The sequence below is a fragment of the Streptomyces chiangmaiensis genome (assembly GCF_036281785.1).
Taxonomy (GTDB): domain Bacteria; phylum Actinomycetota; class Actinomycetes; order Streptomycetales; family Streptomycetaceae; genus Streptomyces; species Streptomyces chiangmaiensis.
Genome location: NZ_JAYWVC010000142.1, coordinates 1 through 21014 on the forward strand (window position 1 = coordinate 1; position 21014 = coordinate 21014).

Here is a 21014-nt window from a genome sequence, read left to right on the forward strand (position 1 = left end):
CGACCGGCTCCTGGACCAGACCCACCAGGTTGCCGTCCGCGTCCTTCACCGAGGCGATCAGCTTGCCGCCGCCGACGTCCTTGACGTCCTGGAGCAGTTCGCCACCGGCGTCCAGCAGCGCCGCGAGACGGGCCCTGAGGTCGGACACCTGCCAGTAGGGCACCGGACCGGTCATCCCCTTGGCGTGGCCGTTGGGGTCGAGACCGACGTCCTGTCCCGCGACCCTGAACCCGACGTAGTACGGCTCGTCCGCGTACGGCTCCACGTCCAGGAGTGCGCGGAAGAGGGCCTTCGCCCGGTCGAGGTCCTTGACGGGGTAGATGATGGTCGTGAGGCCGGCGGTCATGGGTGCTCCTCTGCGATGGGTGGCCCGACGTGGTCCGTCGGTGATGTCACGCTAGGGCGGGGGACCGCCCTGCGGCTTCTTCGAAACTGACCGTTTGCGGGCACCGCCCGCGACGAGCCGCTTCGGCCGCCGCCGACCCGCTTCGGCCGCCGTCGACCCGCCCGGAAGGTGAGACAGGGACGTCCGGCAGACCGGTCCGGGGTGCGGAGTCACCGCGTCCGAGCGGCCTCGGAAACCGTTACCCTGTCAGCCGGCCGCGATCATGTATCGCGGCGCGGCGGTGGGGCCCGCCACACCCGAATCGCGGCAGTGCCGCCGCCAACGGTCCCTACTTGCGATCGAGCGTGCCCGTTCCACAGGGCCCCGGCGAGTAGGAGTAGTACGCCCATGCGAGTCCCCCGCACCAAGAGCGCCGACCGGAGCCTTGCCGCCGTGCCCGAGCCCGCCCGGCGGCCCTCGCCCTGGCAGGGCCAGGGAACCGTCGTCGCCGTCGTGGCCCTCGGCGGCGCCATCGGAGCCGCCGCCCGATACGGCGCCGCGCTGCTGTGGCCCACGCAGACCGGCGGCTTCCCCTGGACCACCTTCTGCGTCAACCTTGCCGGGTGCGCCGTGATCGGCCTCTTCATGGTCGTGATCACCGACGTCTGGGCGGCCCACCGGCTGGTGCGGCCCTTCTTCGGCACGGGTGTGCTCGGCGGCTTCACCACTTTCTCGACCTACGCGGTCGACACCGAGAGACTGGTCGACGCGGGCCATCCCCGTACCGCGCTCGCCTACCTGTTCGCGACCCTGGTCGGGGCCCTCGCGACGGTATGGCTCGCGACGGCGGCCGCCCGTCGTGTCCTGGCGTGGCGGCAGCGATGAACGAGAACACCGACACCGACAGGCGGCCGGCGGAGGCCGCGATGACACGACTGACCGGCAGGGCCCTCAGGCTGACCGTCTTCATCGGGGAACACGACCAGTGACACCACAAGCCGCTCTACGCGGAGATCGTGCACCGCGCGCATGCCGCCGGCCTCGCCGGAGCCAGCGTGTTCCGCGGCATCGAGGGCTTCGGCGCCTCCTCACTGATCCACACCTCGCGACTGCTGTCGCTGAGCGAGGACCTGCCGGTGGCCATCGTCGTCGACACCGAGGAACGCGTGCGCGCCTTCCTGCCGCAGCTCGACGAACTCGTCGCCGAGGGCCTCGTGATCCTCGACGACTGTGAGGTCATCCGGTACGTGGGGTGCAGCGGGGGGTCCCACTCCCCGGACAGGAAAGGTGAGAACTCGTTGTGAATTGGCTGCTGGTGATCCTCGGCGCCATGGTGGGTGCGCCGCTGCGCTATGTCACCGACCGTGCGGTGCAGCTGAGGCATGACACGGTCTTCCCCTGGGGCACTCTCGTGGTCAATGTCACGGGCAGTCTGGTCCTCGGCCTGCTGACCGGCGCGGCCGCGGCCGGCCATGCCTCACCCCACCTGCAGCTTCTGATCGGCGCGGGGCTGTGCGGAGCGCTGACCACGTACTCGACGTTCTCGTACGAGACACTGCGACTGACCGAGACCGGGGCGGGGCTCTACGCTGCCGTCAACGTCGTGGCGAGCGTGGCGGCGGGGCTGGGTGCGGCATTTGCCGGAGTTTCGTGTGCTGAGGCGCTCTGGCCCTGACCGGCGGGCGCGGCCCGCGTCGTAGTAAAACCTTCCTGCAGTACTACCGTCTACAGCACTGTCGACCAACTTCTCAGAACTGGATCCCATGAGCGTCATCAACGTCGGTCAGGCCGTAGTCCTCGGAGTCGTCGAGGGGGTGACCGAATTCCTCCCGGTGTCCTCGACCGGCCATCTCAAGATCACCGAGGGGCTGATGGGGATCCCCGTCGACGACCAGGCCGTCGTCGGCTTCTCGGCCGTCATCCAGGTGGGCGCGATCGCGGCAGTGCTCCTGTACTTCTTCAAGGACATCGTGCGGATCGTCTCGGCCTGGTGCAGGGGCCTGGTCAACCGTGAGGAGCGCTATCACCACGACTACAAGTTCGCGTGGTGGGTGATCGCCGCGACCATTCCGATCGTCGTGGTGGGCCTGGCCGCCAAGCCGCTCATCGACGGTCCGCTCGCCTCGCTGTGGGTGGTGGCGGGCTCGCTGATCGTCGGCAGTGGAGTGATGTGGTGCGCGGACCAGATGGGCCGGCACAAGCGCGGCGAGGACGACACCTCGTTCAAGGACGCGATGCTGGTGGGCGGCTCACAGATCCTCGCACTGCTCTTCCCCGGCTTCTCACGCTCCGGCGCCACCATGTCGACCGCGCTCATCCTCGACCTCGACCGGGTCGCCGCCACGCGTCTCTCCTTCTTCCTCGGCATCCCGGCCCTCACCGGCGCCGGTGTCTACGAACTGAAGGACGCCCTGGGCGCGGGCGTGGGCGCCGCGCCGCTCGCCGTCGGCACGATCGTCTCCTTCGTGGTGGCGTACGCCTCGATCGCCTGGCTGCTGAAGTTCGTCGCCAAGCACTCGTTCAACGCCTTCGTGATCTACCGGGTCGTCGTCGGCCTGGGGCTGCTGGGGCTGCTGGCGACCGGCGTGCTCAACTGACCCGGGGCCGCTCGCGGCCCGGCGTCCCGCACAATCGCCGCTGATCGAACAGGGGGGCGTGAAGCCGATGTTCAGGCCTCACGCCCCGTGCATGACCACGAGGTGACTCGGGCGAGCGGTCGGGCTCGCAAGGCGGCACGATGGTGACCATGGCGTCGTCACCGGCCTTTCAGCACGTACTGGAACGCATCGCCGAGGAGATCGAGAGAACGCCCGGACGCGGACGCGCCGCGGACTACATCCCCGCGCTCGCCGCTCTCGACCCGCGCCGCTTCGGCATGGCGGTCGGCGAAACGGACGGCACGGTGTACGGCGTGGGGGAGTGGCGGCATCCGTTCTCAGCGCAGTCCATCACCAAGGTCTTCACGCTCGCCCTCGACCTGGCGGGCGAGGGCGACGCGCTGTGGGAGCACGTGGGCCGGGAGCCGTCCGGCAATCCGTTCAACTCGCTGGTCCAACTGGAGTACGAGAACGGCATCCCCCGTAATCCCTTCATCAACGCGGGCGCCCTCGTCGTCACCGACCGGCTGCACACCCGCACCGCCTGTGCGGCCGACACCCTGCTCGACTTCCTCCGGTTGGAGAGCGGCAACCCAGAGCTCTCCTTCGACATGGAGGTGGCCGCCTCCGAGACCGCGCACGGTGACCGCAACGCGGCCCTGGCCCATCTCATGGCGTCCTACGGCAACATCGACAACCCGGTGCCGGTCCTCCTCGACGAGTACTTCCGGCAGTGCTCCGTCGAGGCGTCCTGCGCGGACCTGGCCCTGGCCACCGGCTTTCTGGCCCGGCACGGCGTCCGCGCCGACGGTACCCGGCTTCTGACGCGCAGCCAGGCCAAGCAGGTGAACGCGGTGATGCTGACCTGCGGCACGTACGATGCGGCAGGCGACTTCGCCTACCGGGTCGGCCTCCCCGGCAAGAGCGGCGTCGGCGGCGGCATCATCGCAGTCGTGCCCGGCCGTTGCACGCTGTGCGTGTGGAGTCCGGGACTCGACGAACGCGGCAATTCGGTGGCGGGCGTCGCGGCACTCGACCGCTTCACCACCCTGACGGGGCTGTCCGTCTTCTGAGCACGAGGCTCTGACCGGGCTCTTCCGGGGCCCAGGTGAACTGGCGATCACACGGAGGCCATGTGGAGGCCGCCCCGGCGAGGGGCGGACGTCGCTTTCTCGCCACCCGGCGTTGACACGCTTTCCGAGTGTTGGTCATGGCTTTCCCCGTCGATCTCCGCCGCTGCCAGGCGCTCGGTCTGGCCGGTACCGCCTTTCTTGCGTTGGGCGGTGAGACCGCCGGGGCCTTGCCGGTCGCGGATCTGGTCTCCCCCGAGTCGGGGCGCGCCGCCCTCGGACTCGTGGGTGTCTACTTCGGGGTCGTCCTGCTGATCGCCGCGTGGGCGCTGCTCGGCAGGGTGATTCGCGGTCCCGAACCACCCACGCCGCGCGCCCTGCTGCTCGTCCTCGCCGTCTGGGCGGCACCGCTGTTGCTCGCACCGCCGCTGTTCAGCCGTGACGTGTACAGCTATCTCGCGCAGGGCGCCATGGTCGATGCACACATCGACGTGTACGCGCACGGGCCCGCGCAACTCGGCGGTCCGCTGGCGGACGAGGTGGCGCCGGTGTGGCGGGACACCGCGGCGCCCTACGGGCCCGTCTTCCTCGGCGTCGCCTCCGCGCTCTCCGGGCTGACCCGCGGTGAACTGCCGGCCGGGCTGCTCGGTATGCGCCTGGTCGCCCTCCTCGGCGTGGCCCTGATGGCTGCGGCGCTTCCTCGCCTTGCCCGGCAGTGCGGCGCCGATCCGGCCGCGGCACTGTGGCTCGGCGCACTCAACCCGCTGGTGCTGCTGCACCTGGTCGCCGGGGCCCACAACGACGCCATGATGCTGGGACTGCTGGGCGTGGGCCTGCTGGCCGCCCGCGGCCGCCTGCACATCCTCGGGGTCGTGCTGGTGACGCTCGCCGCGCTGGTCAAGGCACCGGCCGCGCTCGGCCTGGTGGCCGTCGTCGCGCTGCGCCGGCATGTGGGCCTCGCGAGGGCGGTGGTGACGACCACGGTCGTCGCGCTCGCCACCACGGTGGGGGTCACCGTGGCCGCCGGCACGGGATACGGCTGGATCGGGGCGCTCAAGACACCCATCTCGCCGCACAACTGGTCGCCCACGAGTGTGCTCGGCCGGATCACCGGTCGTCTGCTGGACGGGCTCGGCAGTGGCTTCGCGCCCCTCGCGATCCCGGTGTGGCACGCGGCCGGACTCCTTGCGACCATGCTCGCGGTGCTGTTCATATGGTTGAAGCTGCGGCCCGGACCGATCTATGCGCTCGGGCTGAGCCTCGCCGTCGTGGCCGCCCTCGGCCCGGCCATCCGGCCCTGGTACGCGCTGTGGGGGCTGTTCCTCATCGCCGCCGCGGCGCCCAGCACCTCCGTTCGCCACCGGGTTGCCGCCGCCACTGCCGTCCTCGCCCTCGCCGTGCTGCCGAGCGGAGGACCGCCCGATGTACCCCAGGTGGTCCTCGCCGTCTCCGGCGGCGTCCTCGCGGTGGTCGTGCTCTGGCAGGCGCATCAGGCGGCCCAGGCACCAGTGTTGGGACGGACTGCGTGAGAGCGCCGGACACCGAGAGGGGACGGCTCGCCCTCGTACTGTGTCTCGTCGCCGCCGTCATCCTGTTCACCGCGACGGTGCCGCTGCTGCGCGGCTGGTTCGACCTGCGTGTCTACTACGGGACCGTGGACACCTGGATGCACCACGGCGGCCACATATACGACTACCGGGTGCCCGGGACGACGTACGGCTTCACCTACCCGCCGTTCGCCGCCCTCAGCATGCTCCCGATGGCGTTCGTCAGCCTGGACACGGCGATCGTGTGCGCGCTGCTGCTCAACCTCGTGGCCGTCTCCGCCGTGGTGTGGATCCTGGTCGGCCCCGAACTGCGCCGCTACGGCTGGTTCGGGTGGGCCCTGGCCGCGTGCGCGCTGGCGCTGCTCGAACCGGTACGGGACACCTTCAGCTTCGGGCAGGTCAACCTTCTGCTGCTGGCTCTCGTGCTCGCCGACGCCTGGTTGCTGTCCACCGGGCGTGGGCGCTTCGCCGGGGTCGGGATCGGACTCGCGGCGGCCGTCAAGCTCACGCCCGCGGTCTTCATCGGCCTGCTGCTGCTCGCCCGCAGATGGCGTGCCGCCGCCGTCGCGACAGCTGTCGCCGTCGCCGCCACCCTGCTGGCGCTCTGGGCGGCACCGGGCGCCTCCCGTTTCTACTGGGCGCACGCCCTCTGGGACACGAACCGCGTCGGGCGCCTCGACTACGTCTCCAACCAGTCGTTGCAGGGTGTCCTCGCCCGGCTCGCGGCGCCGGATGCCCCGAGCCGCGCCGCCTGGGCGCTTGCCGTCGTCCTGGTCATGGCGGTCTGGGTATGGCGCACACACCGGGCGCTGCGCTCGGGTGACTGGCGGGCGGCCTTCGCCCTCACCGGACTCACGGCCTGCCTCATCAGCCCGATCACCTGGGTGCACCATCTCGTCTGGCTGCTGCCGTCGTTCGCCGTGCTCGTGTATGCGCGCCGGCTGCGGATCGCGGCCGTCCTCTACGCAATGCTGTGCAGCAGCGTGGTGTGGCTGTGGTTCGACGACGCGTCAGGGATCGACGGCTTCCTGGGCAGCAACACGTATGTGTGGATCACCCTCGGTCTGCTGCTGGGACTGCCGGTCGGTCACCCACGGGTCGGCCGCCTGCCCCTGAGTCGCAGCGCCAGCGCGACCACCGCTCCCACGCCCAACCCGACCGCGCCCGCGAGTACGCCTCTCTTCGGCCAGTCGGAGCCCTCCGCCGCGGTCGTCGGCAGCGCGGTCGGTCCGGACCGTGACACGGCCGGCCGGTCGGGCAGGAGCGAGCCGACCGGTGAGACGCGCCCCGCGGCGGAGAATCCCCAGTCGAGCAGCGATCGCGCCTCTTCGTAGACCGCGTGACCGATGTGCCGCTGCGGGTTCATCACCGTCACGATGAGCGTGCGAGCGCCGCGGTGGGCGGCAGCCACGAGTGTGTTGCCCGCGTTGGTGGTGTAGCCGTTCTTGATGCCGATGAGCCCGGGGTAGGCGGTCACGCCGTCCCGGCCGGTCAGTAGCCGGTTGGTGTTCGCGATCTCGAACGAGGACCCGCCGTCACCGGGGAAACTCGACTCGACGGTACCGCAGTAGCGCCTGAAGTCCGCGTTCTGGAGCCCGGCCCGCCCGAACACCGCGAGGTCGTAGGCCGACGACACCTGTCCCTTGGCGTCGTACCCGTCGGGTGAGACCACGTGGGTGTCCAGGGCGCCCAGCTCGCGGGCCTTGGCCTGCATCTGGCGGACTGTCGACTGCATGCCACCGTTGATCGCGGCCAGGACGTGCACGGCGTCGTTGCCGGAGTTCAGGAAGACACCCCGCCAAAGGTCGCTCACCTGGTAGGTGTGTCCCTCGCGGACGCCGACGAGGCTGCTGCCCGCCCCGATGCCCTGGAGTTCCTGCCGGCTGACGGTGTGCGAGGTGTCACCGGGCAGCACCGGCAGGACGGTCAGGGCGAACAGTGTCTTGAGGGTGCTCGCGGGCGGCAGCGGGCGGTGCGCCTCGTGTGCGGCGAGCACCTCGCCCGTTGTGGCGTCACCGACCACCCAGGACAGTGCCGATACCTCCGGAGGCGCGGGAACCCCCGCGTGCGGCCGGACCTGCGTCCCGGACGCGTACAGGAGCGAGGTTGCCGGCCGGGGGACGGCGGGGCCGCCGCCCATGGCGGAGACGGCGGGGTACGCCGGCAGGGCCAGCGCCCAGAGCACGCCGAGAGCGCAGCAAGAGGCGGCGGCGCGGGACGAGAATCCGATGGTCATACAGGACACCGTAGGAAGGGTGAGGGTCCGAATGCCCTGATGAGATGGGCCGAGTGGGGGGATCGTGCACCCGGATGCCGCAGGCCCGGGGATTCACGGCCCGGCGGGTCAGCCGGCCGGCAGCGTGGGCTGGACGAGACGCAGGAAGGCCGCGTTGTCGGGGGTGGTTCGCATCCGCTCCAGCAGGGTCTCCAGGCTCGCCTGGCCCTCGCGGGACTGCAGGGCGCGCCGCAGCCCTTGTACGGCTGTCAACTCGCCTGCCGGAAGGAGCAGTTCCTCGCGGCGGGTGCCCGACGAGGCGATGTCCACGGCCGGGTGGATCCGTCGGGAGGCGAGGGCGCCGTCCAGGCGGAGCTCCATGTTGCCGGTGCTCTTGAGTTCCTCGAAGAAGTAGGCATCGGCGCGGGACCCCGTCTCGACCAGTGCGGTGGCCAGGATGGTGAGCGAGCCGCCCTCCTCGGCCAGGCGCGCGGCGCCGAAGAGCCGCTTGGGGCCGTGCAGGGCGGCGGCGTCCACCCCGCCGCTGAGAGTGCGGCCGCCGGCGGCGGCCACATTGTTGTGCGCCCGGCACAACCTGGTCAGCGAGTCGAGCAGGATGACGACGTCCTCTCCCTGCTCGACGAGGCGTTTGGCGCGCTCGACGACCAGTTCGGCGAGCGCGATGTGCTGTTTCGGCGCCCGGTCGAACGTCGAGGCGTACACCTCGCCGCGCACCGAGCGCCGCATGTCGGTGACCTCTTCCGGACGCTCGTCGAGCAGCACCACCATCAGGTGGCACTCGGGGTGGTTGCCCGCGACGGCCGCGGCGATCTGCTGGAGCAGCACGGTCTTGCCCGTCTTGGGCGGTGCGACGATGAGCCCGCGCTGCCCCTTTCCGACGGGCGAGACGAGGTCGAGCACGCGTCCGGACAGGCCGGCCGCCGGGTGTTCGAGCCGCAGCCGCTCGTGCGGGTGCAGCGGGGTGAGGTCGCGGAAGTGCGTGCGGCCCCGCAGCTCCTGTGGCGTACGGCCGTTGATGCGCTCGACCTCGGTGAGGGAGCGCCCACCGCGGGTGCCGATGAGCGTGTCGCCCTTGCGGAGCCCGAATCGGCGGACGACGGCCGGGGGGACCTGGAGGTCGGTGGGCGAGGCCAGGCAGCTCTCCGCGCGCAGATGCCCCTTGCCGTGCTGGTCGATGTCGAGCACGCCGGTGACGGTCTTGGGCGGGACGTGCTGCTGTGCAGGGGGATGTTCGAGGGTGATGGTCATGAGTGGTCCTTTCACGGACGGACGTCAGGTACGGGAAGGGGAAGGGCCGGGGAGGCGGCGTGATCACGCCTCGCTGCGGCGGGGAATCCACACCTCGGATACGGCGACAGCGCGCTGGTCGCGAGGTGATCGGCGAAAGCTGATGCGTCGGTCGCAGAGAGACGGACGGGTCAGCGAACCGAGGAAGAACGAGCACCGGCGCCCGGTAGAGGGCGCTCACACGTGCTGGCCGCACTGTAGCACTCGACGGGCCGGTCCGGTGCGATAAGGCGCTCGGCATGTGCAACAGATGTTGCCGCAGTCGGGTGCCCGGGAGCGGAGCCGGGCACCCGAGCCGCTCTAATCGTCCAGTTCGAAGACGCCGTAGCCGCACCCCCGGGCCGTGATCGTGCCGTCGGCGACCTCCACTCCGGAGGACGCAAGGGCACGGGCCGCGGCGGAGTGCGGAAGACGGGCCTCGTCCCGGCGGGGATTGACGACCACCAGGTAGCGGCCGCCCCGTACGTACACGAACGGGTATCCCGTGTGCAGCACCTCGAGCGAGCCGTGCGGGCCGAGTTCCGGCGTGGTCGAGCGCAGGGCGATCAGGCGGCGGACGAGGTGCAGCAGCGAGGTCGCGTCGGCGCGCTGTGCCGCGACCGTGGGGCGGTCGGGGGAAGGGTCCAAGGGGAGATACAGGTGGTGCTCGGGGGACGTGGAGAAACCGGCATTCGGACCGTCGTCCCACTGCATCGGAGTGCGGGAGCCGGCGCGGTTGTAGCGCGTGCCGAGAACGCTGCCCTCCTTGTCGGGCAGGCCGGGGACGTAGCGCATGCCGATCTCGTCGCCGTAGTAGATCGCCGGCAGTGTCGGCCACGTCAGCTGGAACGCGAAGGCCGCGGGCAGCTGTTCGGGCGTGCGCGGGCCGCAGTTCAGGCGGGAGAAGTCGTGGTTGGCGGTCGGCAGAGAGATGAAGCCGGAGGCTCCCAGTGCCGTCGCCGCCGCCTTGTCGTAGGCCTCTACGAACGGGCGCGGCGACCCCTTGCCGCTCGGGTCGAAGAAGCAGTCCAGCGGGTCCCAGGCCGCGTCCACCGTGCCTTCGCCGTTGTTCCACAGCGAGCGCAGGGGCAGTCCGTTCGTGGGTCCGCCGAAGTGCAGGAAGAAGTCGGTGTGGAAGCCGGCCGGGACCGACACCTCCGGGTCCCCCCACTCCGACAGCAGTACCGCTTCCGGATGCGCGCGATCCAGCCAGTGCCGCAACTCGGTCCAGATTCCGGCCGTCTCCGAACGGTCCGGGTCGTCCTTGACGAGTGAGGCGGCCATGCCGACGCGGAAACCGGCGAGGCCGAGCCGGAGCCAATGGTCCATGATCTCGCGGAGCGCGGCGCGGTTGGCGCGCGGGCCTTCGGCATCGACCGGCTGCCGCCAGGGCTCGGCCGGATTCTGGCGCGCATAGCCGAAGTTGAGCGCGGGCTGGACGTCGAAGAAGTTCGGCAGATACGAGTCGGGACGGGTTCCCGGCGAGGGGACGAAGCCGTCCGGACGGCCCTCGGGGGCCCAGATGTAGCGGTGGTCGTCCGGGTCGTCGGCCGAGGCCCGGAACCAGGGATGCTCGTCGGAGGTGTGCCCGGCGACCAGGTCGAGCAGGATGCGGATGCCGCGGCGGCGTGCCTCGTCGACGAGCGCCGCCAGGTCGTCGGCGGAGCCGTAGCGTGGCGCGATGGCCAGATAGTCGGCGACGTCGTACCCGGCGTCGCGGAAGGGCGAGACGAAGCAGGGATTGAGCCAGACGGTGTTGACGCCCAGCCACGCGAGGTGGTCGAGGCGCTCGGCGATCCCGTTGAGGTCGCCGATGCCGTCGCCGTCGGAGTCGGCGAACGACTGCGGGTAGATCTGGTAGAAGACGGCGTCGGCCAGCCAGGCGGGGGCCGGACGGAACGAAGTCATGGGCGGGACCCTACGGCAGCGCGGGTGGATCCGGCGGAGCGCGTCCCCCTTCGATCGAGGACGAGCCGGCGGGAACGGCCGAGAACCGTCCGGTCCCGGTCCCGGCACCTCGCGGGGGAGGGGGGATCCCGTCCGGCCCGCGCAGCCCCTAAGCTGACCTTGATGTTCTCGCAGCACGGTCCCAGCCTCCGCGAGCTGGCCGTTCAGGCACTGTCCTCGGTCGAGCGCGGCTACGACCTGCTCGCACCCAAGTTCGACCACACTCCGTTCCGCACGCCCGATTCCGTCCTCGGCGCCGTCGAGGAGGAACTGAAGACCTTGGGACCCTTCGGGCACGGACTCGACCTCTGCTGCGGTACGGGGGCGGGAATGGATGTGCTGCGCACGGTCTGCCGCGGGAGCGTCACCGGAGTCGACTTCAGTGCGGGGATGCTGGCCGTCGGACGGGAGCAGGTGCGCTCGGACGGTTCGCCGCGCGTCGCCTGGGTGCGTGCGGACGCCCGTGCCCTGCCCTTCGGCCCCGCCTTCGACTTGGTCGTGAGCTTCGGCGCGTTCGGTCATTTCCTGCCGAGGGAACTGCCCGGCCTGTTCGCACAGGCCCACTCCGTGCTGCGGCCGGGTGGACGGTTCGTGTTCCCGATCGGGGCCCCGCCGCGTCCGGACTCGGCCTGGTACTGGGCGCTGCTCGGCTTCGACGCCGCGATGCGCGTGCGCAATGCCGTCCGGCGCCCGCCGTTCGTCATGTACTACCGGACGTTCCGCTTCGGCGACGTACGGCGCGAGCTGACCCGCGCCGGTTTCACGGTCGAGCACCGGGCGCTGCCCGGCTTCGGACGCCGACCGGACGGCAGCCCGCGCTGCCGACTGATCGTGGCCACGCGGGGAAGCGGCACGCCGCGGGCCTGACCGGTCGATGCGGCGGTCGTGCCCTTCGCCGAGCAGGGCAGAGGCGGCCGGCCGGTGACGAGCGGCCGTTTCTCGAGGGCGGTCCGGACATGACCTTCGGCGTCATCCGGCTGCGGGCGGGTGACGGCCGCCCTCACCCCGGACCCGTCCGGCGCGGCCGACGTGTAGCGGTGCACGAGGGTCGACCACTGCGGCGCAAGGCCGAGCGCCCGGGCGTGCCCGGGAGCGGGCACCTCCCAGGTGACGGCCGTCCGGCCGTGCTCCGTATTGATCTCAAGCACCAGGGAAGGGTGGCCCGGGAGTTCGGCCGAATCCGGCCCGTGCCGCCCCGCCTGCGCTCAGAGCGAGCTGTACAGGGCGTCGACGAGTGCCATCTTCCTCGGGTCGTCGGCGATGTGCGGGCCCATCCGGTTCATGACGTAGCCCAGGGAGAGGCCGGCCTCAGGGTCGGTCAGACCGCAGGAGCCGCCGAAGCCGTCGTGTCCGAACGCCCTCGGGTTCGGTCCGTAGGAACCCTCGGCCCCGCTCAGCCACAGTCCGAGCGCGACCTCCGTGTCCCTCCCGAGCCCGGCGCCCAGTACCAGGTCACGGCAGCTGCCCTGTCCCTCGCGCACCCGCTCGGCGGCCTCGGCGGACAGCACCTGCCGTCCGCCCCACGTCCCCCGACCGGCGAAGATCCCGTACAGTGCGGCGACTGCGCGGGCCGTGCCATGACCGTTGAGTGCGGGCAGTTCCGCGGCCCGCCACTCGGGGCTGTTGGCCTCGGCGGCACCGACCACGGGGTTGGCCAGGGCGGCCAGCGCCACAGGCGTCAACTGGGAGAAGACCGCGGCCTGTTCACTGCTGTCCGTGACCGGTGGCTGCACCAGCTCCGCCGCCCGTCCGGACTCCTTCTCGGGCAGTCCGATGGTGAAGTCGATGCCGAGTGGTCCGGTCACCTCGCGCTCAAGGAACGCACCCGGCAGCAGCCCCGAGACCCTCCGTACCACCTCGCCCACCAGGAACCCGTAGGTCAGCGCGTGGTACCCGCTTCGCGTTCCCGGCTCCCACCAGGGCTCGGTCGCCGCGAGCCGGGCGACGGTCAGTTCCCAGTCGTACAGCTCCTGCGCCGAGTGCGGTTCCCGTAGCCCCGAGAGACCGGCGCGGTGCGACAGCAGATGCCGTACGCGCACGGATCCCTTGCCCGCAGCCGCGAACTCGGGCCAGTACTCGGTCACCGCCGCGTCCAGATCCAGCAGACCGCGGTCGGCCAGGATGTGCAGACACAGGGCCGCCGGGCCTTTGGTCGTGGACCAGACGTTGACCACGGTGTCGCGCTCCCACGGGCGGGTCCGCGCCGCGTCGGCCCAACCGCCCCACAGGTCGACCACCGTCTCGCCGTTCAGCGTGACGGCGACCGCGGCACCCAGCTCCTGCCGCCCGCGGAAGTTCTCCTCGAACGCCGCGCGTACTGCCGCGAAACGCGGATCGCAGTGTCCGTCGAGCTCTGGCACGTACTGGGACATGGGCCCTCCGTCAGCCGTCGCGGGTCCGCCCGGCCGGAAGGACGGGGCGTGTTGAACATACCGACTGGTCGGATCGAGGGGAACCGTTCGGACAGGCCCGGCGACCGGACCGCGGGCGGCGGCCGCGGTCCTGGTCGTTCCCGCCTCGCCTCGGTCCGCCGCGGACGGCGTCACCAGGGTCACGGATGCAGCGGCACCGTCACCCCGAGCGCTCCACGGCGGACCGGTATCCGGGATGACGGTGCTTGAAGAGCCAGAAGACGGTCGAGGAGACAAGGGCCCAGCCGGCGAGGACCAGGTAGGGAAAGGCGTGAAGATGGCCGGCGAAGTAGACCTCCGTGTGGATGGCGCTGATGGCGGCGCCCGTGGGCAGCCAGCGGCCGACGGCGCCCAGGAGCGGGGGAAGGAGCGGCCAGGAGACCGCGCCGCCGGAGGAGGGATTGCCGATCAGGACTTGGGAATGGCACAGGCGCTAGGGCAGCCGAGTGCGCGCTGCATCCGGAGGTTGCCGGCGGCCCCGCCGGTGCACGATGGGCGGCTTGATCGGCACGGGCACGGGCTTCGGCCCGCGGCACGGACCTTGCGCCCCGTGCGTGATCGGTGCGGGGCGCCGCCGATCGCCCCACCGGATCGGCAGGCTGACGACGGCACGGCCCGTACGGCGGTCCGGTGAGGCGGCCGCCCGTCCGGGCCCTTGGTTCCCTACGGTTCGTCAGAGGCGGGCCGGCAGCCAGCGGAGCTTGACGGCCTCCTGGTAGGGGCCGCCGCCCTCATGGTCGTTGAAGTCGTACACCTCGATCGTCTTGTCGTCGTGTGCCCATGTGTTGAACGCGGCGAACACCGTCGACGGAGGACACGTCTGGTCCTCCAGCGCGGCGGAGAAGAGCGCGGGAGCCCGGCCGCGCGCGGCGAAGTGCACGCCGTCGAAGTACGACAGCGTGCGCATCACGCGCTCGGTACGGCCGCGATGTGTCTTGAGGTAGTTGCCGATCTCCCGGTACGGGTCACGGTCCGTGAGCGTCATGGCGCGCGGGAAGTCGCACAGGAACGGCACGTCCGGCGCCACCGCCACCAGATCCGGTACGAGGCCGCCGACCGCGATCGTGATGCCGCCGCCCTGGCTGGTGCCGACGACCGCCGTGCGGGAGGCGTCGGTCAGCGGGTGCGAGCGGGCCGCTTCGACGGCCCGGACCCCGTCCGTGTACAGCCTCCGGTAGTAGTACGTCTCCGGGTCCTCCACACCGCGCGTCATGAACCCGGGATACGCAGGGGCGCTGCCCACCGGGTCCGGCGTCTCGCCGCCGCCCCATGCGCTGCCCTGGCCGCGGGTGTCCATCACGAAATGTGCGAAGCCCGCCGACGCCCACAGCAGATGCGTGTGCGCAAGCGCGCGCCCGCCGCCGTAACCGATGAACTCCACGACCGTGGGCAAGGGTCCGTCCGCGGACGCCGGGACGGTGAGCCAGCCCTTTACCGGATGGCCGCCGAACCCGGCGAACGTCACGTCATGGACCTGGACCGTCCTCAGACCCGTGTCGACCGGTTCGAAGCGGGCGTCCAGGTCGTGCTCGCGGGCCTCCTGCAGCGTTTTCGCCCAGAACGCGTCGAAGTCCGCGGGCTCGACGGAGACGCTGCGGTAGGTGCGCAGTTCGTCGATCGGCAGGTCGAACAAGGCCATGGAGGACCCCTCTGACATCGGGCGTGCGGATGATCACACCGTACGGTGGCCGTTCCGGACGCGCCAGGCCCCCATGGCGCCCGCCCCTGTCGCGCCCGGCAGAACGGAGCACACGTCACGCCGTCCGGTGCCCCCACTCCGGCCCGGTGCGGGCCCAGTCGGCCTCCCACTCCGCCATGCGGTGCCGCTCGGCGACCCGGCGGATCACGGCCCGGGCCAGCAGGACGGCCCCGGCCAATCCGCCCGCGGCCCACACACCCGTCGTCAGGGCGTGCTGCCATACCGCGGCGTCGCTCGGCGGCGCGGCGACGCTCCGGTTCTTCGCGTCGAGCCATACGTCCGCCCGCTCGCCGCGCCGCGTCCCCGCCGGGACCGGGGCGAAGGTGCTCCGCGTGCCCTTGCCCGGCTCGGTCCAGCGCACCTTCACGTTGTACTGGGGCTGCTTGTCGCCCTGCGCCGAGGGCACCTGGGCCGGGGCGTCCTCGACGAGCACCGCGGCCACCTGGTGGCGCTCGGCGCGCTGGGTCACCTGGGTCGTGTGGGCGTTGTCGTACGCCCACAACCCCGCGGCCGCACCGCCGAGCGGCGCCCCGAGGCACAGCAGAACGGTGAGGAGCGCGGCCGTCCACGCCTCGACCACATCCGACCGGCGGCGCAGCGGATTGCGCCGCCAGCGCCAGCCGCGCACCCGGGTTCGCATCTCGACCTCCTCGCCGCCACGTCCTGCTCGTGGGGGGCGCATCGTCCCTCGCGCGAGACGGTGTGGAACCCGCGCGTGTTCCCGGCCACGACAAGGACCCCCTCGGTGAAGCACCGCGCCACAGCTCCCGTGCCGTACCTGCCCGCCGCCCCCGCCGGACCCGAGGACGACTGTTCACGGGCGAGTGCGGAGGAGGCACGCGATGCTTCCGGCATGAAACGGCCTTTGTGCCGATTCTCCTCTCGGGCGAGGTTCCCGGCCATTTGGCCCCGAAACCCCGGACCGGGTCGGCCGAAGCGTTCGATCCGGATGCGGTCCACCGGCTGCCCGGCCTCGACGAGCAGCCGGGAAGCGTGCTCCGCAAATGCGCTCGAGCCGCACACATGGGCCTCCCGCCCGCCGGGCGGTGCCTCGGCCATGAGCGGCGCCACCTGTCGTCGGGCGGCGAAATGGGACGCCGGCTCGAGCGCGATCGATGCGTACGCATGCAACGCGTACGCGCCCGCCGGTGCCGCCCTCCCACCCGGCCGGCCTCGATCATTGCGGGTGCGTGAACTCACCCCGGGCTCGGGAATAGCCGCCGGGTGATCTTCCTTGCGGTGTAGTGGCCGGAACCGGTGGCGTCAGCGGCGGGTGGGTCCGGCGAGCAGCGAAGGAGAGTGAGGCGGGACATGCCCGAGGCGTACGCGTACACGCGGTACGGCGACGGGGTCGCGTGCCTGGTCGGGCACCGTGATCTGAACCCCTGTGTGACGGGGACCTTTCCGCTCGAACGGGCCGGAGAGGTGCTCCGCGCGGTCGGGGGCGGCCACGCCAGGAGCAAGATCGTGATCGAGGTGGGCGCATGAGCATCGAGCGTCACGTCCTCGACAACCCGGCACTCACCTCGCTGACGGGACCGCACGCCCACTTCGCCGAGCGCCGGGGCCGTGTCCTGCGCTACCCCCTGGACGTGTCGCCGTGGGTGGGCCTGCCCGACGAGCCCGACGCCGACGACTGGGCCGACCTCGCGGCGCTCGCGGGTCCGGGTGCCGACGCCCCGCTCCCCGGCTTCGGGGGGCAGGTCCCCGACGGCTGGGAGATCACCTTCGCCCTCGACGGGGTGCAACTCGTCGACGACGGGATCGCCGCCGCGCCCGACGCCGAGGCCGTACGGCTCACCCCCGGCGACGTGCCCGAGATGCTGGATCTGGTCGAACGCACGCAGCCCGGACCGTTTCTGCCGCGCACCATCGAGCTGGGGACCTATCTGGGCATCCGCCGCGACGGCGCGCTGGTCGCCATGGCGGGCGAGCGGTTGCACCCGCCGGGCTGGACCGAGATCAGCGCCGTGTGCACCGATCCCGCTTTCCGTGGACAGGGCCTCGCCACCCGGCTGACCCTGGCGGTCGCGCACGGCATCCGTGAGCGGGGCGAGACCCCGTTCCTGCACACGGCCGCGAACAACACCCACGCCCTGCGGCTCTACGAGTCGCTCGGCTTCCGGTTGCGCCGCACCACGAGGTTCCTCTCGGCGCGGGTTCCGCGGCACGTGGCGGACGAGCAGGCAGTGGGGATCTGAGGGAGCGGTCCGAGTCGCTGTCAGTCGGTGGCCGGCACGATCGGCGTCGCGGCCGCCGCCGCGTTGTACCGCAGCAGATACGCCGCGAAGCGTTCCAGGTCCGCCTCGGACCAGCCTGCGAGCCGCTCCTGGAACGCCGTGTGGCGGCTCTCGGTCACCTCGGCGAGGATCGCGGTCCCCGCCTCGGTCAGGTGCAGCACCTGCACCCGGTGGTCGTCCCGATCGAGCCGACGCTCGATCAGCCCGGCCCGCTCCAGCGCGGCCACCTGCCGGCTCACCGTGGACTTGTCCAGCCCGTGGTCGGCGGCCAGGTCGGTCGCGCGGCAGCCATTGCTCTGCTCCAGGTGCCCGAGCAGCGTGTACGAGACGAGCGACAGTTGAGGATGCAGGCGCCCGGCCGTGGCGCGGGCGCGGCGGGCGAACGCCGTCAACTCGCGCTGGATGGTCTCGACCGCCGTCTGAGCCGTGGGCGACCCCGCGCGCTTCGCGCCGGTCGTCCCGGCGGACCTGTCGGTTGTCGTCACCGCACCTCGACCTCCTCGGTCTTATGGTTGCAGTGTACAACTTGAAGGAGGGGTCGCAGAGCCTGCCCCTGCCGACGAGGCCGTCGGCCTACGGGCTCCTGCTAGAGTGAGCGTCCCGGCCGTGGATCGCCCCGGCCGGTCGTGTCCGAGGAGGTGAGACCCATTACCGCTGTGTCGGCTCGGGTGCTCTCCCCTCACGACGGCGTGGATCGGCGCCGGTAGATCACCGCGAGGGCGCCCTTCGGTCAACCGGAAGGCTTCTCGGCTCCATGCCATCCCTTTCCCTCTCCGACGTCGTCTCCGTGCTGCGCTCCGCCGGCTGTGTCTTCGCCGAGGACGAGGCACAGCTGATCCTGTCCAGCGCCCGTACGCCCGACGAAGCCGCCTCGATGGTCGAGCGGCGCGTCGCGGGCCTGCCCCTCGAGCACGTCCTGGGCTGGGCCGAGTTCCACGGTCTGCGCGTCATCGTGGAACCGGGCGTCTTCGTGCCCCGCCGTCGCACGGAGTTCCTGGTCGCCCAGGCCGTCGATCTCGGGCGCCACGCCTGCCTGGTCGTGGATCTGTGCTGCGGCTCGGGCGCGGTCGGCGCCGCGCTCGCCGTGGCGCTCGACGGGCCCGAACTGCACGCCGCAGACATCGACGCGGCCGCAGTGCGCTGCGCTCGTCGCAACGTGGCCGCGTACGGCGGCCGGGTGCACCAGGGAGATCTCTTCGCCGCCCTCCCCGGCGAGCTGCGCGGCCGTGTCGGCATCCTGGCCGCCAACGTCCCCTATGTGCCCACGGCCGAGGTCGCCCTGTTGCCGTCCGAGGCCCGCGACCACGAGCCCTTCGTCGCCCTCGACGGCGGCATCGACGGTCTGGACGTCCTGCGCAGGGTCACCGCGGAGGCGTCCCGGTGGCTGGCCCCCGGCGGACTTCTCCTGGTGGAGACGAGCGAACGCCAAGTGCCCGATGCCTTCGAGGCGTTCACGCGCGGAGGGCTCGACGTCCGGCTGGCCGTCTCGGCGGAGCTGGGCGCCAACGTGCTGATCGGCACCCGCCGACAGCGCAGGCGCCCGGCCGGACCGACGAATGTCACACCTGCGCGATTGTGCAACTAGTTGCAGAACAGCGGCGCGGTCGTTTACAACGGATTCACGACACGCCGTACGGAGGGCCCCATGAGCCGCTACCCGCACCTTCTGACCCCGCTGGACCTGGGCTTCACCACCCTGCCCAACCGTGTGCTCATGGGCTCGATGCACGTGGGCCTGGAGGAGGCGGAGGGCGGCTTCGAGCGCATGGCCGCGTTCTACGCCGCCCGGGCACGCGGGGGAGTGGGGCTCATCGTCACCGGAGGCATCGCGCCCAACGCGGCCGGCCGTCCCTACGAGGGCGGAGCCAAGCTCACCACCGAGGCGGAGGCCGAGCAGCACTCCGTCATCACCGAGGCCGTGCATCGCGAGGGCGGCAGGATCGCGATGCAGATCCTGCACTTCGGGCGGTACGCCTACCACCGGGACCTCGTGGCGCCCAGCGCCCTCCAGGCCCCGATCAGCCCGTTCGTGCCGCACGCGCTCACCGAGGCCGAGGTCGAGCAGACGATCGACGACTATGCGCGGGCCGCCCTCCTGGCCCGCCGGGCCGGGTACGACGGCGTCGAGATCATGGGCTCCGAGGGCTACCTCATCAACGAGTTCACAGTGGACCGGACCAACCGGCGTGAGGACGGCTGGGGCGGCTCGTACGAGAACCGGATGCGCTTCCCGGTCGAGATCGTCCGGCGGGTCCGCGCGGCTGTCGGCGAGGACTTCATCATCATCTACCGGCTGTCCATGCTGGACCTCGTGCCCGGCGGCTCGACCCTCGACGAGGTCGTCACGCTCGCCAAGGGGGTCGAGGCGGCGGGAGCGACCCTCATCAACACCGGCATCGGCTGGCACGAGGCCCGTGTCCCGACCATCGCCACCTCGGTGCCGCGGGGTGCGTACACGTGGGTGACGAAGAAGGCCATGGGCGCCGTCTCCGTCCCGCTCGTGACGACCAACCGCATCAACACCCCTGAACTGGCTGAGCGGTTGCTCGCCGAGGGCCACGCCGACATGGTGTCCCTGGCCCGCCCGATGCTGGCCGACCCCGACTTCGTCGCCAAGGCCGAGGCCGGGCGTCCCGAGGCCATCAACACGTGCATCGGCTGCAACCAGGCTTGCCTCGACCACACCTTCAGCGGGCAGATCACTTCCTGCCTGGTCAACCCGCGCGCCTGCCACGAGACCGAGCTGGTCCTGTCCCCGACCCGGCTGCGCAAGAAGGTCGCCGTGGTCGGCGCGGGTCCCGCCGGTCTCGCGTGCGCCGTCTCCGCCGCCGAGCGTGGGCACGCCGTCACGCTCTACGACGCGGCGAGCGAGATCGGCGGTCAGCTCAACATCGCCCGCAAGGTCCCGGGCAAGCAGGAGTTCGACGAGACCATCCGCTACTTCCGCACCCAGCTCGAACTGCACGGTGTGGACGTCCGGTTGAACACTCACGTCGCCGCGGGGGACCTCTCCGACCACGACGAGATCGTCGTTGCGACCGGCGTCGTCCCGCGCACCCCCGAGATCCCCGGCGTCGATCACCCCAGGGTTCTCGGTTACCTCGACGTGCTGCGCGACGGCGCCTCCGTCGGCGGGCGGGTCGCCGTCCTCGGCGCCGGCGGCATCGGCTTCGACGTGGCCGAATACCTCACCGACGGCGGTGACAAGGCGAGCGAGGACCCGGCGACGTACTTCCGCCACTGGGGCGTCGACATGGACTACCGCGCCCCCGGCGGCCTCACCGCACCCGAGCGGCCCACCCCGCCGCGCACCGTCCACCTCCTGCAGCGCAAGACCTCCAAGGTCGGCTCGGGACTCGGCAAGACCACCGGCTGGATCCACCGCACGGAGCTGAAGCACCGGGGCGTCACCATGGTGCCGGGCGTGACCTACGACCGGATCGACGACGCCGGGCTGCACCTCACGGTGGACGGCGTGAGCCGGGTCCTGGAGGTCGACACGATCGTCCTGTGCACCGGGCAGGAGCCGCGCCGCGACCTGTACGAGGAGCTGGTGGCCGCGGGCCGGACGGCGCACCTGATCGGCGGGGCCGACGTGGCGGCGGAGCTGGACGCCAAGCGTGCGATCAAGCAGGGCACGGAGCTGGCCGCGGCGCTCTAGGCGCCGAACGCGCTG

The 21014-nt window shown here is 71.5% G+C and carries 18 protein-coding genes and 4 pseudogenes; 12 read left to right on the forward strand and 10 right to left on the reverse strand.

From position 1 onward, the window contains the following. On the reverse strand, nucleotides 1-346 hold a 346-nt coding region (locus VXC91_RS30455), incomplete at its 3' end, for a VOC family protein (RefSeq protein ID WP_329510570.1). 387 nt (nucleotides 347-733) lie between these two features. Between VXC91_RS30455 and crcB (VXC91_RS30460) the strand changes: the two genes are divergently transcribed. The 7 genes and pseudogenes from crcB (VXC91_RS30460) to VXC91_RS30490 all read left to right on the forward strand — a co-directional run bounded on the left by crcB (VXC91_RS30460) (nucleotide 734) and on the right by VXC91_RS30490 (nucleotide 6873). Then, nucleotides 734-1210, forward strand: a complete 477-nt coding sequence (crcB, locus tag VXC91_RS30460) for a fluoride efflux transporter CrcB (RefSeq protein ID WP_329510571.1) — start codon at nucleotides 734-736, stop codon at nucleotides 1208-1210. A gap of 41 nt (nucleotides 1211-1251) precedes the next feature. After that, nucleotides 1252-1629: pseudogene (locus VXC91_RS30465) on the forward strand (DUF190 domain-containing protein). Continuing rightward, nucleotides 1626-2000, forward strand: a complete 375-nt coding sequence (crcB, locus tag VXC91_RS30470; RefSeq protein WP_329510572.1) for a fluoride efflux transporter CrcB — start codon at nucleotides 1626-1628, stop codon at nucleotides 1998-2000. Before VXC91_RS30465 ends, crcB (VXC91_RS30470) begins: the two are co-directional and overlap by 4 nt. 88 nt (nucleotides 2001-2088) lie before the next feature. Continuing rightward, entirely contained in the window at nucleotides 2089-2922 is an 834-nt protein-coding gene (locus tag VXC91_RS30475) for an undecaprenyl-diphosphate phosphatase (protein ID WP_329510573.1), read from the forward strand. 140 nt (nucleotides 2923-3062) lie between these two features. After that, a complete protein-coding gene (locus tag VXC91_RS30480) occupies nucleotides 3063-3995 on the forward strand; it encodes a glutaminase (protein WP_329510574.1) in 933 nt (310 codons plus the stop codon). Nucleotides 3996-4132: 137 nt separating this feature from the next. Further along, the gene (mptB, locus tag VXC91_RS30485) at nucleotides 4133-5521 is read left to right on the forward strand and encodes a polyprenol phosphomannose-dependent alpha 1,6 mannosyltransferase MptB (protein ID WP_329510575.1); all 1389 of its coding nucleotides are present in this window, start codon (nucleotides 4133-4135) and stop codon (nucleotides 5519-5521) included. Next, the gene (locus VXC91_RS30490) at nucleotides 5518-6873 is read left to right on the forward strand and encodes a glycosyltransferase 87 family protein (RefSeq protein ID WP_329510576.1); all 1356 of its coding nucleotides are present in this window, start codon (nucleotides 5518-5520) and stop codon (nucleotides 6871-6873) included. The genes mptB and VXC91_RS30490 overlap by 4 nt, the downstream gene beginning before the upstream one ends. 83 nt (nucleotides 6874-6956) lie before the next feature. Here the strand turns inward: VXC91_RS30490 and VXC91_RS30495 are convergent. The 3 genes and pseudogenes from VXC91_RS30495 to VXC91_RS30505 form a co-directional block, all read right to left on the reverse strand. Next, nucleotides 6957-7775, reverse strand: a pseudogene (locus VXC91_RS30495) (D-alanyl-D-alanine carboxypeptidase family protein); the annotation flags it as partial. Between the two features lie 108 nt (nucleotides 7776-7883). Next, nucleotides 7884-9023, reverse strand: a complete 1140-nt coding sequence (gene rho / locus VXC91_RS30500) for a transcription termination factor Rho (RefSeq protein ID WP_329510577.1) — start codon at nucleotides 9021-9023, stop codon at nucleotides 7884-7886. Nucleotides 9024-9362: 339 nt separating this feature from the next. Further along, a complete protein-coding gene (locus tag VXC91_RS30505) occupies nucleotides 9363-10949 on the reverse strand; it encodes an alpha-amylase family glycosyl hydrolase (RefSeq protein ID WP_329510578.1) in 1587 nt (528 codons plus the stop codon). Nucleotides 10950-11111: 162 nt separating this feature from the next. Here VXC91_RS30505 and VXC91_RS30510 point away from each other — a divergent pair, with 162 nt between their 5' ends. Then, a complete protein-coding gene (locus tag VXC91_RS30510; RefSeq protein WP_329510579.1) occupies nucleotides 11112-11855 on the forward strand; it encodes a class I SAM-dependent methyltransferase in 744 nt (247 codons plus the stop codon). Between the two features lie 338 nt (nucleotides 11856-12193). On the opposite strand, the gene VXC91_RS30520 is transcribed toward VXC91_RS30510, so the two are convergent. From VXC91_RS30520 to VXC91_RS30540, 5 genes and pseudogenes are all read right to left on the reverse strand, one after another. Continuing rightward, a complete protein-coding gene (locus VXC91_RS30520) occupies nucleotides 12194-13360 on the reverse strand; it encodes a serine hydrolase domain-containing protein (protein ID WP_329510580.1) in 1167 nt (388 codons plus the stop codon). 199 nt (nucleotides 13361-13559) lie between these two features. Further along, nucleotides 13560-13814, reverse strand: a pseudogene (locus VXC91_RS30525) (ABC transporter permease); the annotation flags it as partial. 258 nt (nucleotides 13815-14072) lie between these two features. Then, a complete protein-coding gene (locus VXC91_RS30530; protein WP_329510581.1) occupies nucleotides 14073-15038 on the reverse strand; it encodes an acetylxylan esterase in 966 nt (321 codons plus the stop codon). Between the two features lie 115 nt (nucleotides 15039-15153). Further along, entirely contained in the window at nucleotides 15154-15738 is a 585-nt protein-coding gene (locus VXC91_RS30535) for an Rv1733c family protein (RefSeq protein WP_329510582.1), read from the reverse strand. 290 nt (nucleotides 15739-16028) lie between these two features. Then, a pseudogene (locus VXC91_RS30540) lies at nucleotides 16029-16181 on the reverse strand (oxidoreductase); the annotation flags it as partial. Between the two features lie 228 nt (nucleotides 16182-16409). On the opposite strand from VXC91_RS30540, the gene VXC91_RS47110 reads away from it, so the two are divergent. Both VXC91_RS47110 and VXC91_RS30550 read left to right on the forward strand, forming a co-directional pair. Continuing rightward, a complete protein-coding gene (locus tag VXC91_RS47110; RefSeq protein WP_408057513.1) occupies nucleotides 16410-16586 on the forward strand; it encodes a hypothetical protein in 177 nt (58 codons plus the stop codon). Next, the gene (locus VXC91_RS30550) at nucleotides 16583-17299 is read left to right on the forward strand and encodes a GNAT family N-acetyltransferase (RefSeq protein WP_329510583.1); all 717 of its coding nucleotides are present in this window, start codon (nucleotides 16583-16585) and stop codon (nucleotides 17297-17299) included. The genes VXC91_RS47110 and VXC91_RS30550 overlap by 4 nt, the downstream gene beginning before the upstream one ends. Before the next feature lie 20 nt (nucleotides 17300-17319). Here VXC91_RS30550 and VXC91_RS30555 read toward each other — a convergent pair whose 3' ends face one another. Then, complete coding sequence (locus VXC91_RS30555; RefSeq protein ID WP_408057514.1) at nucleotides 17320-17823, reverse strand: MarR family winged helix-turn-helix transcriptional regulator; 504 nt, start codon at nucleotides 17821-17823, stop codon at nucleotides 17320-17322. A gap of 269 nt (nucleotides 17824-18092) precedes the next feature. Here VXC91_RS30555 and VXC91_RS30560 point away from each other — a divergent pair, with 269 nt between their 5' ends. Beyond that, entirely contained in the window at nucleotides 18093-18923 is an 831-nt protein-coding gene (locus tag VXC91_RS30560) for a putative protein N(5)-glutamine methyltransferase (protein WP_329510584.1), read from the forward strand. A 60-nt stretch (nucleotides 18924-18983) separates the two neighbouring features. Further along, nucleotides 18984-20999, forward strand: coding sequence for an NADPH-dependent 2,4-dienoyl-CoA reductase (locus tag VXC91_RS30565; protein ID WP_329510585.1), 2016 nt, complete (start codon nucleotides 18984-18986; stop codon nucleotides 20997-20999). The last annotated feature ends 15 nt before the right edge of the window (nucleotides 21000-21014 follow it).